The organism is Nocardioides sp. T2.26MG-1 (genome assembly GCF_950101795.1).
GTDB lineage: Bacteria > Actinomycetota > Actinomycetes > Propionibacteriales > Nocardioidaceae > Nocardioides.
This window is the reverse complement of record NZ_CATNLZ010000004.1, coordinates 114,636-130,036: the sequence shown is the minus strand read 5'-3', so window position 1 is coordinate 130,036 and position 15,401 is coordinate 114,636. Positions and strand designations below refer to the sequence as shown.

The 15,401-nt window shown below is 72.4% G+C and carries 13 protein-coding genes and 1 tRNA gene; 12 read left to right on the top strand and 2 right to left on the bottom strand.

Annotated features, from left to right (window positions below; genetic code table 11):
* Both QQZ14_RS06920 and QQZ14_RS06915 read right to left on the bottom strand, forming a co-directional pair.
* The coding region (locus tag QQZ14_RS06920; RefSeq protein WP_284533496.1) for a DUF222 domain-containing protein at nucleotides 1-581 on the bottom strand (581 nt) is incomplete at its 3' end.
* 455 nt (nucleotides 582-1,036) lie between these two features.
* Nucleotides 1,037-1,109, bottom strand: a tRNA-Arg gene (locus QQZ14_RS06915).
* Nucleotides 1,110-1,238: 129 nt separating this feature from the next.
* Here QQZ14_RS06915 and argS point away from each other — a divergent pair.
* The 12 genes from argS (at nucleotide 1,239) to QQZ14_RS06855 (ending at nucleotide 15,395) form a co-directional block, all read left to right on the top strand.
* Complete coding sequence (gene argS / locus QQZ14_RS06910; RefSeq protein ID WP_284533495.1) at nucleotides 1,239-2,903, top strand: arginine--tRNA ligase; 1,665 nt, start codon at nucleotides 1,239-1,241, stop codon at nucleotides 2,901-2,903.
* A gap of 13 nt (nucleotides 2,904-2,916) precedes the next feature.
* Nucleotides 2,917-4,320 carry a diaminopimelate decarboxylase gene (gene lysA, locus QQZ14_RS06905; protein WP_284533494.1) on the top strand — a complete coding sequence of 468 codons (1,404 nt, stop codon included), beginning with the start codon at nucleotides 2,917-2,919 and terminating at the stop codon, nucleotides 4,318-4,320.
* Nucleotides 4,320-5,630 carry a homoserine dehydrogenase gene (locus QQZ14_RS06900; protein ID WP_284533493.1) on the top strand — a complete coding sequence of 437 codons (1,311 nt, stop codon included), beginning with the start codon at nucleotides 4,320-4,322 and terminating at the stop codon, nucleotides 5,628-5,630. Before lysA ends, QQZ14_RS06900 begins: the two co-directional genes overlap by 1 nt.
* On the top strand, nucleotides 5,627-6,724 hold the full coding sequence (thrC, locus tag QQZ14_RS06895; protein ID WP_284533492.1) for a threonine synthase: 1,098 nt from the start codon (nucleotides 5,627-5,629) through the stop codon (nucleotides 6,722-6,724). The genes QQZ14_RS06900 and thrC overlap by 4 nt, the downstream gene beginning before the upstream one ends.
* Before the next feature lie 10 nt (nucleotides 6,725-6,734).
* Nucleotides 6,735-7,631, top strand: coding sequence for a homoserine kinase (gene thrB, locus QQZ14_RS06890; RefSeq protein ID WP_284533491.1), 897 nt, complete (start codon nucleotides 6,735-6,737; stop codon nucleotides 7,629-7,631).
* A 272-nt stretch (nucleotides 7,632-7,903) separates the two neighbouring features.
* Entirely contained in the window at nucleotides 7,904-9,880 is a 1,977-nt protein-coding gene (rho, locus tag QQZ14_RS06885) for a transcription termination factor Rho (protein WP_284533490.1), read from the top strand.
* Between the two features lie 99 nt (nucleotides 9,881-9,979).
* The gene (locus QQZ14_RS06880; RefSeq protein WP_284533489.1) at nucleotides 9,980-10,351 is read left to right on the top strand and encodes a response regulator transcription factor; all 372 of its coding nucleotides are present in this window, start codon (nucleotides 9,980-9,982) and stop codon (nucleotides 10,349-10,351) included.
* A 219-nt stretch (nucleotides 10,352-10,570) separates the two neighbouring features.
* Nucleotides 10,571-12,223, top strand: coding sequence for a sensor histidine kinase (locus QQZ14_RS06875; RefSeq protein WP_284533488.1), 1,653 nt, complete (start codon nucleotides 10,571-10,573; stop codon nucleotides 12,221-12,223).
* A 163-nt stretch (nucleotides 12,224-12,386) separates the two neighbouring features.
* Nucleotides 12,387-12,611 (top strand): 50S ribosomal protein L31, encoded by a 225-nt coding sequence (gene rpmE / locus QQZ14_RS06870; RefSeq protein WP_284533487.1) that lies wholly within the window; start codon nucleotides 12,387-12,389, stop codon nucleotides 12,609-12,611.
* A gap of 181 nt (nucleotides 12,612-12,792) precedes the next feature.
* Nucleotides 12,793-13,866 carry a peptide chain release factor 1 gene (gene prfA / locus QQZ14_RS06865; RefSeq protein ID WP_284533486.1) on the top strand — a complete coding sequence of 358 codons (1,074 nt, stop codon included), beginning with the start codon at nucleotides 12,793-12,795 and terminating at the stop codon, nucleotides 13,864-13,866.
* A 7-nt stretch (nucleotides 13,867-13,873) separates the two neighbouring features.
* A complete protein-coding gene (prmC, locus tag QQZ14_RS06860; protein WP_284533485.1) occupies nucleotides 13,874-14,716 on the top strand; it encodes a peptide chain release factor N(5)-glutamine methyltransferase in 843 nt (280 codons plus the stop codon).
* Nucleotides 14,717-14,735: 19 nt separating this feature from the next.
* On the top strand, nucleotides 14,736-15,395 hold the full coding sequence (locus QQZ14_RS06855) for an L-threonylcarbamoyladenylate synthase (protein ID WP_284533484.1): 660 nt from the start codon (nucleotides 14,736-14,738) through the stop codon (nucleotides 15,393-15,395).
* Nucleotides 15,396-15,401: the final 6 nt, after the last annotated feature.

Sequence of the window (15,401 nt, the reverse complement as noted above, 5' to 3'; positions counted from 1 at the left end):
GCGGCGGCGGCGGCTTCCTCTCGTTCCAACAGCTTGGCCGCATGTGCGTCGGCGGCGTCGGGGTCGATGACGTGCAGGAGGCCTTTGCCGAGGTGGCGCAGCGCGACGGCGTCGAAGTGCGCGGCCTCACTGACGAGGTGCTGTTCGGCCTGGCGGGCGAGGTCGGGGTCGAGGTGGTCGGGGAGGTCCTCGACGGCGCGGATAATCACCCTGGCTTGGTCGGGCAGCAGGTCACCGGCGGCCAGGGCGTCGCGGACGGGGGTGTGTCCGTGGGTGAGGTTGGTGGCGAGGCGGGTCTTGCGGTGGGCTTCGGTGCGGGTCATCTGGGTGGCGTGGGCCCACCAGTTCGCGACCGAGGTGGCGCCGACCTGCTCGGCGACCCCCACGGTGTCGGCGTGGGCGGCGACCCGGGCCTCGAGCTCGGTGATCCGGGAGGCGACCCGGGTGAGCCGGACCAGCACGTCGGCGGTCTCGTCGGTCGGCATGGACCACAGCGAGGCGTCGGTGACCTGGTCGAGGGCGGCTTCGAGCTGGGTGACGGCGTGCGTGACCTGGTGGTGGGGGTTCGCTTGTGCGGTCATCGCCACTCCCGAGAAGAAGTTCGCGGCGACAGTCTATCGAACAGGTGTTCGAGATGTCAATATGTTGGTCGGCCTGAGTTTTCGGGGCGGCGGTCGGGAAGCCGGCAGCGGCGGGCGACCCGTGGCGGACCTGCACCGCTTCGCTGCCAAGGGACCGCAACCGCGAGCGGGCCTGACGGCCGAGGATCACCGGCCTGGTGGTTTCGAGACGGTTGCTGCGCAACCTCCTCAACCACCGGGCGGGGTGGCGGTCGGGGAGCCGGCAGCGGCGGGCGACCCGTGGCGGACCTGCACCGCTTCGCTGCCAAGGGACCGCAACCACGAGCGACCTGAAGGCCGACGATCACCGGCCCGGTGGTCTTGAGGCTCGCTGCGCTCGCACCTCAACCACCGAGAGGGCGGTGTCGACAACCTGGCCCACCGAGAGGCCCACGAGGGGCCGGAGAAGAAGAAAGCGCCCCCGGCAGGATTCGAACCTGCGGCACCTGGTACCGGAAACCAGTGCTCTATCCCCTGAGCTACGGAGGCAACACCCCGCATCGCGAGGCTGCGCCGTCACCCTACAACCGACCCGGGACCGACGCGCAATCGCATCGGTCGCGTCCCAAGTCGGATATCGATGCAGGGCCCGAGGTCGGGCGCCGATACCCTGGGCCGGTGACTCCTGAGCAGCTTTCCACCGCGATCGTCGACGTCCTGACGACGCTGTCCGCCGAGGGTGCGATCACCTTCGCGGACGGCGTCCCGACGAATGTCACGGTGGAGCGTCCGCGAGCCAAGGAGCACGGGGACTACGCGACCAACGTCGCGCTGCAGCTGGCCAAGAAGGTCGGCATGAACCCGCGCGAGCTCGCCGAGCTGCTGCGCGGCCGGCTCGAGCAGGTCGACGGCATCGCCGGCGCCGACATCGCCGGGCCCGGCTTCCTCAACATCACGGTCTCGGCCGGGGCGCAGGGGATCGTGGCCGCTCAGATCGTCGACGCGGGTGCGGCGTACGGCCGCTCCGACGTGTTCGCGGACGAGAAGGTCAACGTCGAGTTCATCTCGGCCAACCCGACCGGGCCGCTGCACCTCGGTCACACCCGCTGGGCCGTCGTGGGCGACGCGATCTCACGGGTGCTCGAGGCAGCGGGCGCGACGGTGACGCGCGAGTTCTACATCAACGACCGCGGCAACCAGATGGACCTGTTCGGTGCCTCGCTCGAGGCGGCCGCGCTGGGGCAGCCGACACCCGAGAACGGCTACCACGGCGCCTACATCGCCGACCTGGCCGCCGAGGCCGTCGCCGCCGACCCGGGCCTGCTCGAGCTGAGCGGCACGGAGCGGACGGTCGCGTTCCGCGAGGCCGGCTACGCGCTGCAGCTCAAGCAGCAGCAGGAGCAGCTGGAGATCTTCCGGACCCGCTTCGACGTGTGGTTCTCCGAGCGCACCCTGCACGACTCCGAGGACGTGACCGCCCAGCTGGAGAAGCTGCGCGCCCAGGGTCACCTCTACGACGCCGACGGCGCGCTGTGGATGCGGACCTCCGACTTCGACGACGACAAGGACCGGGTGCTGATCCGGACCAACGGCGAGCTCACCTACTTCGCCAGCGACACCGCCTACTACGTCAACAAGCGCGAGCGCGGCTTCGACCGCTGCATCTACCTGCTCGGCGCCGACCACCACGGCTACGTCAACCGGCTCCGGGCGATGGCCGCGTGTGCCGGCGACGACCCGGACAAGAACATCGAGGTGCTCATCGGCCAGCTCGTGAAGATCATGCAGGGCGGTGAGGAGCTCAAGCTCTCCAAGCGCGCCGGCACGATGGTGACGCTCGAGGAGCTGATCGAGCTGATCGGCGTCGATGCGCTGCGCTACACGCTGTCGCGCTACCCGGCCGACTCGCCGCTCACCCTCGACGCGGCCGAGATGACCCGGCAGAGCAGCGACAACCCGGTCTTCTACGTGCAGTACGCCCACGCGCGGGTCTCCTCGATCCTGCGCAACGCGCACGACCTCGGCATCGCCTGGTCGACCGCCGACTTCGACCCGAGCCTGCTCTCGCACGAGAAGGAGGGCGAGCTGCTGCGGTCGCTGGCCGACTTCCCGCGCGTCGTCGCGAGCGCGGCGGAGCTCCGCGAGCCGCACCGCGTGGCGCGCTACCTCGAGGACATGGCGGGGGTCTACCACCGGTTCTACGACAACTGCCGGGTGCTGCCGATGGGCGACGAGGAGCCCGGCGACCTGCACCGGGCCCGGCTCGTCCTGGTCGCGGCCACGCGCACGGTCCTGGCGAACGGACTCGGGCTGCTCGGCGTCAGCGCGCCGGAGCGGATGTAGCGGTGGCCCCCGAGTGAGCACCACCCACGAGGCCGGCTGGGCGCACGCCCCGGGCGGGCTGCGCGGTCCCGCCTGGCTGCGCGAGCCCGCCGACCCCGACGAGCTCGTGCCCCATCTGTGGTCGTCGACCGCCCACAAGGTCGACGGCGTGCTGCACGTCGGCGGTCTCTCGGTGCCCGACCTGGTCGCGAACGTGAACACCCCGGCGTACGTGCTCGACGAGGCCGACTTCCGGATCCGGGCGCGGGCGTTCCGCGACGCGTTCGCGGCGTACGACGTCTTCTACGCCGGCAAGGCGTTCCTGTGCACCGCGGTCGCGCGCTGGGTGCAGGAGGAGGGGCTCAACCTCGACGTGTGCTCCGACGGCGAGCTCACGGTCGCGCTGCGGGCCGGCTTCGACCCCGCCCGGATCGGCTACCACGGCAACAACAAGACCGTGACCGAGCTGCGCCGTGCGCTGGCCGTGGGGGTGGGCAGGATCGTCGTCGACTCCTTCGAGGAGCTGGACCGGCTGGTGATGGTCACCGCGGACACCGGCCTGCGTGCGGCGGTGATGATCCGGGTCACCGCGGGCGTCGAGGCGCACACCCACGAGTACATCGCGACCGCCCACGAGGACCAGAAGTTCGGCTTCTCGATCACCTCGGGCGACGCGTTCGCGGCCGTCGCCCGCGCCGAGGCGGCGCCGGGCATCGACCTGCTCGGGCTGCACTCGCACATCGGCAGCCAGATCTTCGACTCCTCCGGCTTCGAGGTCGCGGCCCGGCGGGTGCTGGCGCTGCAGGCGCGGGTGTCGGAGGAGCTCGGCGTCACGCTGCCGGAGATGGACCTCGGCGGCGGCTTCGGCATCGCCTACACGACGCAGGACGACCCCGCGGATCCCGCCCAGCTCGCGACCGAGATGAGCAAGATCGTGGAGCACGAGTGCCGGGCGCTCGGCATCCCCGAGCCGCGGCTGTCCATCGAGCCCGGCCGGGCGATCGTGGGCCCGTCGATGTGCACCGTCTACACCGTCGGCACCGTCAAGCCGGTCCGCCTCGACGGCGGTGCGGTGCGCACCTACGTCTCGGTCGACGGCGGCATGAGCGACAACATCCGCACCGCGCTGTACGACGCCGACTACTCCTGCACGCTGGCCTCGCGACCCTCGACCGACGGCGCGGTGCTGGCCCGGGTCGTGGGCAAGCACTGCGAGGCCGGAGACATCGTGGTCAAGGACGAGTTCCTGCCCGCCGACCTGCGCCCCGGCGACCTGGTGGCGGTGCCCGGCACCGGCGCCTACTGCCGCTCGATGGCCTCCAACTACAACCACGCGCTCCGACCGCCGGTGGTCGCGGTGCGGGACGGAGTCGCGCGCGTGCTGGTTCGCCGCGAGACTGAGGACGACCTGTTGGCAACGGACATGGGTGATCAGTAATGGAGAGCGACAAGCCACTCAAGGTGGCGGTGCTCGGCTGCGGCTCCGTGGGCTCGCAGGTGGTGCGGCTGCTCGGTGAGCAGGCCGACGACCTCGCGGCCCGGATCGGCGCGCCGGTCGAGCTGGTCGGCGTCGCCGTACGCCGCCTCGACGCGCAGCGCGAGGTCGACGTCCCGCCGGGGCTCCTCACGACCGACGCGGTCGGCCTGGTCACGCGGCCCGACGTCGACGTCGTCGTCGAGGTGGTCGGCGGCATCGAGCCGGCCCGCTCGCTGATCCTGGCCGCGCTCGAGAACGGTGCCTCGGTGGTGACCGCCAACAAGGCGCTGCTCGCCGAGGACGGTCCGACGCTCTTCGAGGCCGCCGCCAAGGTCGGCCGCGACCTCTACTACGAGGCCGCCGTGGCCGGTGCGATCCCGATCCTGCGGCCGCTGCGCGAGTCGCTCGCCGGCGACCGGGTCACCCGGGTGCTCGGCATCGTCAACGGCACCACCAACTTCATCCTCGACCGGATGGACAGCTCGGGCGCCGGCTTCGCCGAGGCGCTCGAGGAGGCCCAGGAGCTCGGGTACGCCGAGGCCGACCCGACCGCCGACGTCGAGGGCTTCGACGCCGCTGCCAAGGCGGCGATCCTGGCCTCGCTGGCCTTCCACTCGCGGGTCACCGCCTCCGACGTGCACCGCGAGGGCATCGCCGAGGTGACCGCGGCGGACGTGGAGTCCGCCCGCGAGATGGGCTGCGTGGTCAAGCTGCTCGCGATCTGCGAGCTGCGTGAGACCGAGGATGGGCAGAGTGCGGTCGCGGTCCGGGTGCACCCGGCGATGATCCCGCGGAGCCACCCGCTGGCCTCGGTGCGCGAGGCGTTCAACGCGGTCTTCGTGGAGTCCGAGGCCGCCGGCCAGCTGATGTTCTACGGGCCCGGCGCCGGTGGTGCACCGACCGCGTCGGCGGTGCTCGGCGACCTGGTGACGGTGGCCCGGAACCGGCTCGCCGGGACGCGCGGGGTCGGGGAGTCGGCGTACGCCGACCGCGCCGTGCTGCCGATGGGCGAGACCGTCACCCGCTACCACGTGGCGATCGACGTCGACGACCGCGCGGGCGTGCTCGCCTCGGTCGCGACCGCCTTCGCCGAGAACGGCGTGTCGATCCAGACCGTCCGCCAGGAGGGGCGGGGCGCCGACGCCCAGCTCGTGGTCGTCTCGCACGAGTCGACCGACGCCGCGCTGAGCGCGACCGTCGAGCACCTGCGCGGGATGGACATCGTGCGCGAGGTGACGTCTGTGATGCGTGTCGAGGGAGCGTCCGAGTGAACCCGCAAGGCTTCGTGCCCACCCGCCAGTGGCGCGGTGTGATCGAGGAGTACCGCCAGCTGCTGCAGATCCCCGAGGGTACGCCCGCGGTGACGCTGCGCGAGGGCGGCACCCCGCTGGTCGCGTCGGACTGGCTCTCCGGGCTGACCGGCGCCCAGGTGTGGCTCAAGGTCGAGGGCGACAACCCGACCGGCTCCTTCAAGGACCGGGGGATGACCGCCGCGATCTCGGTGGCCAAGCACGAGGGTGCCGAGGCCGTCGTCTGCGCCTCGACCGGCAACACCTCGGCGTCGATGGCGGCGTACGCCGCGAAGGCCGGGCTCAAGCCGCTCGTGCTGGTCCCCGAGGGCAAGATCGCGGCCGGCAAGATGGCTCAGGCGATCCTGCACGGCGCCCAGGTGATCATGGTGCGGGGCAACTTCGACGACTGTCTCGGCCTGGCCAAGGCCCTGGCGTGGGACTACCCGGTGGCGCTGGTCAACTCCGTCAACCCGGTGCGTCTCGAGGGCCAGAAGACCGCGGCCTTCGAGATCGTGGACTTCCTCGGCGACGCCCCCGACTTCCACCTGCTGCCGGTCGGCAACGCCGGCAACATCTCGGCGTACTGGCTCGGCTACACGCAGTACGCCGACTGGGGGCTCGCCACCCGCAAGCCGGTGATCCGCGGCTTCCAGGCCGAGGGCGCGGCGCCGCTGGTGACCGGCGAGCCGTTCCCCGACCCGGAGACCCGGGCCACCGCGATCCGAATCGGCAACCCCGCGTCGTGGAAGCTCGCCGAGGCGGCGCGCGACGAGTCCGGTGGCCGGTTCGCGTCGGTCAGCGACGGCCAGATCCTCGCGGCGCAACGCGAGCTGGCGAGTCGCGACGGCGTGTTCGTCGAGCCCGCGTCCGCGGCCGGGATCGCGGGACTGCTCCAGGAGCTCGCCGGCGGCGAGGACTACCGCGGCAGCACCGTCGTGATCACGGTGACCGGGCACGGGCTCAAGGACACCGTGACCGCGCTCGAGGGCTTCACCGAGAGCGGCGGCAGCATCGTCGACACGGTGATCGACGCGGACGTGACCTCGGCGGCGCAGGCCGCGGGCCTGGCGTAACGGTCTCCCCGTGGTCTCCTTCGCCGACGGGCCCGTCCGGGTCTCGGTCCCGGCCACGTCCGCCAACCTGGGGCCCGGGTTCGACTCGCTCGGCCTGGCTCTGGCGATGCGCGACGAGCTGGAGGCCGAGGTGGTCGGCGCGGGTCTCCGGGTGGAGGTGACCGGCGCGGGCGCTCATGAGGTGCCGCTCGACGAGACCCACCTCGTGGTGCGGGCCATGCACGCGGCGTTCGACCTCGTCGGCGTGCGCCCACCCGGACTGCGGCTGTCCTGCCACAACGTCATCCCCCACGCGCGTGGGCTGGGGTCCTCCTCGGCGGCGATCGTCGCGGGCGTCGTGCTCGCGCGCGCCCTGGTCGCCGGTGGCACGCTGCTCGTCGACGACGCGACGCTGTTCCGGCTCGCGGCCCGGCTCGAGGGCCACCCCGACAACGTGGCCCCCGCCTTCTACGGCGGGTTCGTGATCTCGGGACACGACGAGGACTTCTACGCGGTCACCTCGCCGGTCGACCCGCGGATCGAGACCGTCGTGTTCGTGCCACCGACCCCGGTGTCGACCGAGGTCGCGCGGAGCCTGCTGCCCGCCTCGGTGCCGCACGCCGACGCCGCCGCCGACGCCGGGCGCACGGCGCTGCTCGTCGCCGCGCTGGCCGGCCAGCCCGAGCAGCTCCTGCGCGCGACCCGCGACTACCTGCACCAGGACTACCGCCGGGCCGCGATGCCCGAGTCGCTCGACCTCGTCGACGCGCTGCGGGCCGACGGCGTCGCCGCGACGGTCTCCGGTGCCGGCCCGACGGTGCTGGCCCTCACCGACGCGTCCGGCGCGGACGCGCTCGCGGCCCGGTGCCCCGGCGGATGGGACGCGCACCGCCTCGCCGTCGACCGTGACGGCACCCGTCTCGGATAGCAGCCGGCCCCGGGGTGCGGGATGTCACACCGCCCGGAGCCGGTGGTATGTTGACGAGGCGCCGGAGCTCTTCGGCGTGGCACCCGCCGATACCCCCTGACGGCGCATCGGCACCGTGCACACCCTTCCTCGACCACGTGCCGACCACGGTTTGCGCATGCCCGCACGGACGCTCCTCCCCACGGTGAGCTCCGGCGGACGGACGAGGAAGCCATGACCAGACGCCGCCGGCCCCCGGGCCGCTCGGCACTGATACGTGCGAAGGACCTCACGTGACCGAGACCATCGACCCCAGCACCGCACCCTCCGGGGACGCCCCGGCCTCGGCGAAGAAGCGCGGTGGTGGGCTCAGCTCGATGCTGTTGGCCGACCTCAAGTCGATGGCCGGCGGCATGGGCATCCCGGGCGCGGGCTCGATGAAGAAGGCCCAGCTCGTCGAGGCGATCAAGGCCCGCCAGAGCGGGGCCCAGAGTGGGGCCCAGAGTGGGGCCCAGGGTGGGGGAGGCCGGCCCGCTCAGCAGGAGGCCCCGCAGGAGCGCGCATCCCGCCAGGAGCGGCCGGTCGAGCAGGACCGTCCCGCCCAGGAGACCCTTCCCCTCCAGGAGGAGGAGCGCCCCGCACGGCAGGGCCGGCGGCCCGAGCAGGACCGGGACCAGGCGCCCGAGCAGGACCGCCCCCAGGGCCGGCAGCGGGAGCGCAACCGCAACCAGAACCGGGCGGACCAGGTCGCGGACAAGCAGAACCAGGACCAGCCGAAGCAGGAGCGGCCGAAGCAGGACCAGCAGCAGGACCGGTCCAAGCAGGAGCGCCCGAAGCAGGACCAGGGCAAGCAGGACCAGGGCAAGCAGGACCAGGCGAAGCGGGACCAGAACCGCCAGGACCAGCAGAACCGCCAGGACCAGAACCGCCAGGACCAGAACCGCCAGGACCAGAACCGTCAGGACCAGAACCGTCAGGACCAGCAGGAGCAGGACCAGGGCGACGGCGAGCAGGGCGAGGGCAGCCGGCGCAACCGGCGGCGCCGGGGTCGTGACCGCGACCGCACCGGCCGCCCCGGGCCGACCGGACAGCGCAACGAGCCCGACACCACGATCCTCGAGGACGACGTCCTCGTGCCGGCCGCCGGCATCCTCGACGTCCTCGACAACTACGCGTTCGTGCGGACCAGCGGCTACCTGCCCGGAGCCGACGACGTGTACGTCTCGCTGTCGATGGTGCGCAAGTTCGGGCTGCGGCGCGGAGACGCGCTGGTCGGCCAGGTGCGCCAGCCCCGTGAGGGCGAGCGCAAGGAGAAGTTCAACCCGATGGTGCGGATCGACAGCGTCAACGGAGCGGATCCCGAGATCGCCAAGGGCCGGGCGGAGTTCGCCAAGCTGACCCCGTTGTACCCGACCGAGCGGCTCCGGCTCGAGACCGAGCCGACCAACCTGATCGGCCGCGTGATCGACATCGCGGCGCCGATCGGCAAGGGCCAGCGCGGCCTGATCGTGTCCCCGGCCAAGGCCGGCAAGACCATGATCATGCAGTCGATCGCCAAGTCCATCGCCACCAACAACCCCGAGTGCCACCTGATGGTGGTGCTGGTCGACGAGCGGCCCGAGGAGGTCACCGACTTCGAGCGGTCGGTCAAGGGCGAGGTCATCTCCTCGACGTTCGACCGGCCCGCCGGCGACCACACGATGGTCGCCGAGCTCGCCATCGAGCGGGCCAAGCGGCTCGTCGAGCTCGGCCACGACGTGGTCGTGCTGCTCGACGGCATCACCCGCCTGGGTCGTGCGTACAACCTCGCGGCGCCCGCGAGCGGCCGGATCCTGTCCGGAGGCGTCGACTCGGCGGCTCTCTACCCGCCGAAGAAGTTCTTCGGGGCCGCCCGCAACATCGAGAACGGCGGCTCGCTGACGATCCTGGCCACCGCGCTGATCGAAAGCGGCTCGAAGATGGACGAGGTCATCTTCGAGGAGTTCAAGGGCACCGGCAACATGGAGATCCGGCTGCGTCGCGACTTCGCCGACAAGCGGCTGTTCCCTGCCATCGACGCGGTCCAGTCCGGCACCCGTCGCGAGGAGCTCCTGATGGGCAAGGAGGAGCTCGCGATCGTGTGGAAGCTGCGCCGGGTGCTCTCGAGCCTCGACGGCCAGCAGGCGCTGGAGCTGCTGATCGAGCGGTTGAAGAAGTCCCAGACGAACATCGAGTTCCTGATGCAGGTCCAGAAGACCACGCCGACCGCCGGCGGCGGCCGCGAGGACTGACGTCGGTACGCCGGTTTCGGGCGCCGTCTTGGCCTAGGCTTCCACCGGACGCGCTGGCCGGTAGGCTGCGCTCGCACACGCCCGAAGGAGGGGACCTGAGTGGCTCGGATCCTGGTCGCAGACGACGACGTCGACATCCGCGAGCTCGTCGAGTTCAAGCTCTCGACGCTCGGTCACGACGTCGTCGCCGTCGCCGACGGTGCGGCCGCGATCGAGGCGTGTCAGGCCCAGCGGCCCGACCTCGCCGTCCTCGACGTGATGATGCCCGGCGTCTCCGGTCTCGACGCGATCCGGGCGATCCGTGCCGACCCGGCCCTGGCCGACCTCCCGGTGATCCTGCTGACCGCGCGGGCCCAGGAGTCCGACGTCGAGACCGGCTTCGACTCCGGTGCCGACGACTACATCACCAAGCCGTTCAGCCCGCGCGAGCTCGCCTCGCGGGTGCAGGCACTCCTCACCCGCTCGGTCTGATCCATTCGGGCCCTGCCGGGCCCCCGCGGCGCTACCCTCGGCACAGGAGTGCGGGGGCACTGCAGGGATGTGCGCGTCCGTGGAGGACGCGCGGGGGGTGTGGTCGAGCCGTGAGCGAGCGCAGCGAGCGAGGACGTGCATGACCGAGCGCTGCTCGCGAGTCGTCCGAGACTGTGCGTCCTGTGCCTCATGCGCGCACGAAGCGCTGCGAGCACGTGCATGAGTTCGGGGCGTCCGGTCGCGCGGCTGGTCCAGCCGGTCATCGTGCGCGTCGCGGCGATGGCCGCGCTGATGGCCGTGATCGCGGTGACCGGCGTACTGCTCTCGACGACGGCCGTCAACCGCCTCACCGACGACCTGCAGCCAGCCGCCGCCGCGAACCAGGACGTCTACCAGGACCTCACCGACATGTCGGCGGCCGTCGAGTCGTGGACCGCGTCGGGGCAGGCCGCGGCGGCCGACCGGTTCGCGCAGGCTCTCGTGCGCTTCCCGGCCGACCAGCAGAAGGTCCGCAGGTTCGCCGACGGTGACGACGAGCTCGAGCTGCTGGTCGTGCGCCAGGAGCGTGCGGCCGAGCAGTGGCTCGAGAAGTACGCCCGGCCGGTGATGGACGGCCCGGGCGGCACCCGCCCGGCGGAGCCCCGCGTCCGGGCCGGCGCGACCACCTTCGACGCGGTCCGCAGCGCCCACCAGGCGACCTCGCAGGCCTTCGACAGCAGGGTCCGCCAGGCCCGCACCGACGCGTCGTTCCGGCTCAAGGGGACGGTGCTGGCGGTCGTGCTGCTCACCGCTGCCGCCTGGTACGTCGTCTCCCGCGCCCGCAACCGGCTGATGCGCGAGCTCTCCGAGCCGCTGCTCGCCCTCGAGACCGTCGTCCAGCGGATGTCGAAGCAGGATCCCGACGCCCGCGCCGAGGAGCGCGGCCCCAAGGAGGTGCGCGCGGTCGCCTCGGCCCTCAACTCCTTCGCCGACGCCCAGCGGCGGGCCCAGGCGGTGGAGGGCCGGATCCAGAGCGAGCTGCGCAGTCTCGACACCGCCCGCGACGACTTCGTCTCCAACGTCTCGCACGAGCTGCGCACCCCGTTGACCACGATCAGCGGCTACCTCGAGATGATCGCCGAGGAGTTCGACGGCCGGATGGAGCCGCGCCACGAGCGGATACTCGAGGCGACCCGGCGCAACGTCGCCCGGCTGAAGGCACTCATCGACGACCTGCTCGCCCTCTCCCGCGCCGAGGGACGGGGGAGCGAGATGGAGACCGTCGACCTCGCCCTGCTGGTGCGCGAGGCGGTGACCGACGTACGGATCACGGCCGCTCGGCGCGGCATCCACGTGACGGTCACGGGGCCCGACCGTGTCGTCCCCGTGCTCGCCGACCGGGCGATGCTGCACCGGGCGTTCCTCAACGTCCTCACCAACGCGGTGAAGTTCAGCCACGACCAGGACGACGTGACGGTCGAGATGAGCATCCACGCCCGCGAGGTCGAGGTGGCCGTCACGGACCACGGGATCGGCATCCCGGCCGCGGAGCTCGACCGACTCGGCACGCGCTTCTTCCGCGCCTCCAACGCGGTGACGAACGAGATCGCGGGCACCGGGCTCGGCCTGCGGATCACGCAGACGATCGTCGACCGGCACTCCGGCGACGTGGTGATCGAGTCCCGCGAGGGTGAGGGCACGACGGTCGCCATCCGGCTGCGGCTGCACGGTGAGGGCGTCCCGCCGCCGATGCCGCACGAGATCGTCGCCGAGGCCGAGGCGGCGGCCCGGGCCGAGGAGAGCCCGACGGCGCCCACCCTGCGGGCCGTGGCCGACGACGCCGGCGAGGGCGGGCTGCCGCGGATCGTCCCGGCGTTCCCGCGCCGGCGCTGACGCGGACGCCGGCGCGGCGCCGGCGGCCAGTCCCACCCGCCCCACAGGTGGCACGGAACATTGCCGATTACCGCGGTGTTGAGGGTCGTGACACAATCATGTGCTGGCTCCGGTTCACGCCACTCGACGGGAGTGGCGACCCGGCGGCCGATGAGAGGACACCATGAAGAAGGACATCCACCCGGCCTACGTCGACACCCAGGTGACCTGCACCTGCGGCGCGACGTTCGTCACCCGCAGCACCGCGACCTCCGGCACGATCCACGCCGACGTCTGCTCGCAGTGCCACCCGTTCTACACCGGCAAGCAGAAGATCCTCGACACCGGCGGCCGCGTCGCCCGCTTCGAGGCCCGCTACGCCAAGAAGGCCGCTGACGCCAAGAAGTAGCTCCCAGCTCCGCCCGGCACGCACGCTCGCTGCGTTGTCGTCGGTCGACGGCCCGCTTCGCTTGAAGGCCGCCTTCCCTCCTCCGCCTTGCGATCGCACGCACCGGACGAAGCTGGACCCGAGCGCCGGACCGTCCCAGGGCGGTCCGGCGCTCGTTTCGTTTCTCGTCTGAGGAGTCTTCGTGTTCGAAGCCGTAGAAGGCATGCTCGCCGAGCACGCCGCGCTCGAGCAGCGTCTCGGCGCGCCCGAGACGCACGCCGACGCGCGGTTGGCCAAGCAGCTCAACCAGCGCTACGCCGCGCTGTCCTCGATCATCGGCGCCTACCGCGACCTCCAGCGGCTCGACGACGACCTGGAGGCCGCGCGCGAGCTGGCCCACGAGGACGCCGGCTTCGCCGCGGAGGCCGAGACGCTCGCCGTCCGCCGTCACGACGCGGAGGAGCGGTTGCGCCGGCTGCTGGTCCCGCGCGACCCGACCGACGACAAGGACGCGATCCTCGAGGTGAAGTCGGGGGAGGGCGGCGAGGAGTCGGCACTGTTCGCCGGCGACCTGCTGCGGATGTACACCCGCTACGCCGAGGCCCGCGGCTGGAGGGTCGAGATCCTCGACGCGGCCGAGTCCGACCTCGGCGGCTACAAGTCCGTGACCGTGGCCGTCAAGGCCAAGGGGGCACCCGAGCCCGGTGAGGCGCCGTACGCACAGCTGAAGTTCGAGGGCGGCGTGCACCGCGTGCAGCGGGTGCCGGTCACCGAGTCCCAGGGCCGCGTGCACACGAGCGCCGCCGGCGTGCTGGTGCTGCCGGAGGCCGAGCAGGTCGACGTCCAGATCGACGACAACGACCTGCGCATCGACGTCTTCCGCAGCAGCGGCCCGGGCGGGCAGAGCGTCAACACCACCGACTCCGCGGTCCGCATCACGCACGTGCCGACCGGCATCGTGGTGAGCTGCCAGAACGAGAAGAGCCAGCTGCAGAACCGCGAGCAGGCGATGCGGATCCTGCGGGCCCGGCTGCTGGCCGCGGCGCAGGAGAAGGCGGATGCGGAGGCCGGCGAGGCCCGCCGCAGCCAGGTCCGCACCGTCGACCGGTCCGAGCGGATCCGCACCTACAACTACCCGGAGAACCGGATCTCCGACCACCGCACCGGCTACAAGTCCTACAACCTCGACCAGGTGCTCGACGGGGACCTCCAGCCGGTGCTCGACTCCTGCATCGACGCCGACCTGGCCACCCGGCTCGAGGCGCTCGAGCAGTGAGGGACCAGTGAGCCAGCGCCGAGCCGTCCTCAGCGCCGCGACCGAGCAGCTGCGGCAGGCCGGCGTGGCCAGCCCCGAGCACGACGCAGCGGCGCTGCTCGCCCACGTGCTCGGCACCACGCGCTCCGGCCTGGCGGTGGTCGAGGACATCGCGCCCTCCGCGCTCGAGGAGTACGACGCACTGGTGGCCCGCCGCGCGGCCCGAGAGCCGCTCCAGCACCTGACCGGATCGGTCGGGTTCCGCCACGTCGAGCTGGCCGTCGGACCGGGGGTGTTCGTGCCCCGGCCCGAGACCGAGCTGCTCGCCGGCTGGGCCGTCGAGCAGGCGTCGGCTCTGCAGGCGCCCGTGGTCGTCGACCTGTGCACAGGGTCCGGCGCGGTCGCCCGTGCGGTGGCCGACGAGGTGCCGGACGCGGTCCTGCACGCGGTCGAGCTCGACGAGGCCGCGCACCGCTGGGCGGTGCGCAACCTGGCCGGCACGTCGGTCGACCTGCGCCTCGGCGACATGGCGACCGCCTTCGACGACCTGCTCGGCGCCGTCGACGTGGTCACCTGCAACCCGCCGTACATCCCGCTGGACGCCTGGGAGTCGGTCGCTCCCGAGGCCCGCGACCACGACCCCCACCTCGCGCTGTTCTCCGGCGCCGACGGCCTCGACGCCATCCGCGTGCTCGAGCGCCGGGCCGCCGAGCTGCTGCGGCCCGGGGGAGTGGTGGGCTTCGAGCACGCCGACGTGCAGGGCGAGTCCGCCCCGGCGGTCTTCGCGGCGAGCGGCCGCTGGAGCGACGTGCGCGACCACGTCGACCTGGCGGGGCGCGCGCGCTTCACGACCGCGCGGCTGGCACGATGACCGGTGTGAGGTCCCAGCAGTGAGCGAGCGCTACCCCACCGGCACCGACGAGGAGCGCGAGACCGCCGTCGAGGCGGCCAGCCTGGCCGTGCAGCGCGGCGAGCTCATCGTGCTGCCGACCGACACGGTGTACGGCGTGGGCGCCGACGCCTTCGACCCCGCTGCGGTCCGCGGGCTGCTGGCCGCGAAGGGGCGCGGGCGCGAGATGCCGCCGCCGGTGCTGATCAGCGCGGCGAGCACGCTCGACGCGCTCGCCGTCCGGGTGCCCGGCTACGCCCGGGCCCTGGTCGAGGCGTTCTGGCCCGGCCCGCTCACCCTGGTCTGCCACCAGCAGTCCTCGCTGCAGTGGGACCTGGGAGACACCCGCGGCACGGTCGCGGTGCGGATGCCCGACCACGAGGTGGCCCGCGAGATCCTCGAGCGGACCGGCCCGCTGGCGGTCAGCTCGGCCAACAAGACCGGCATGCCGGCCGCGACCGACGCCGACCAGGCGGCGGACATGCTCGGCGACGACGTCGCCGTGATCGTCGACGCGGGCCCGGCCCCGGGGGGCGAGGCGTCCACGATCGTCGACGTGACCGGGACCCAGGGGCGCGTGCTGCGGCGCGGGGCCCTGTCGCTGGAGCGGCTCAACGAGGTCCTCGAGCGGCTCGGCGCCACCCTCACCGACGAGGGCTGAGGGCGC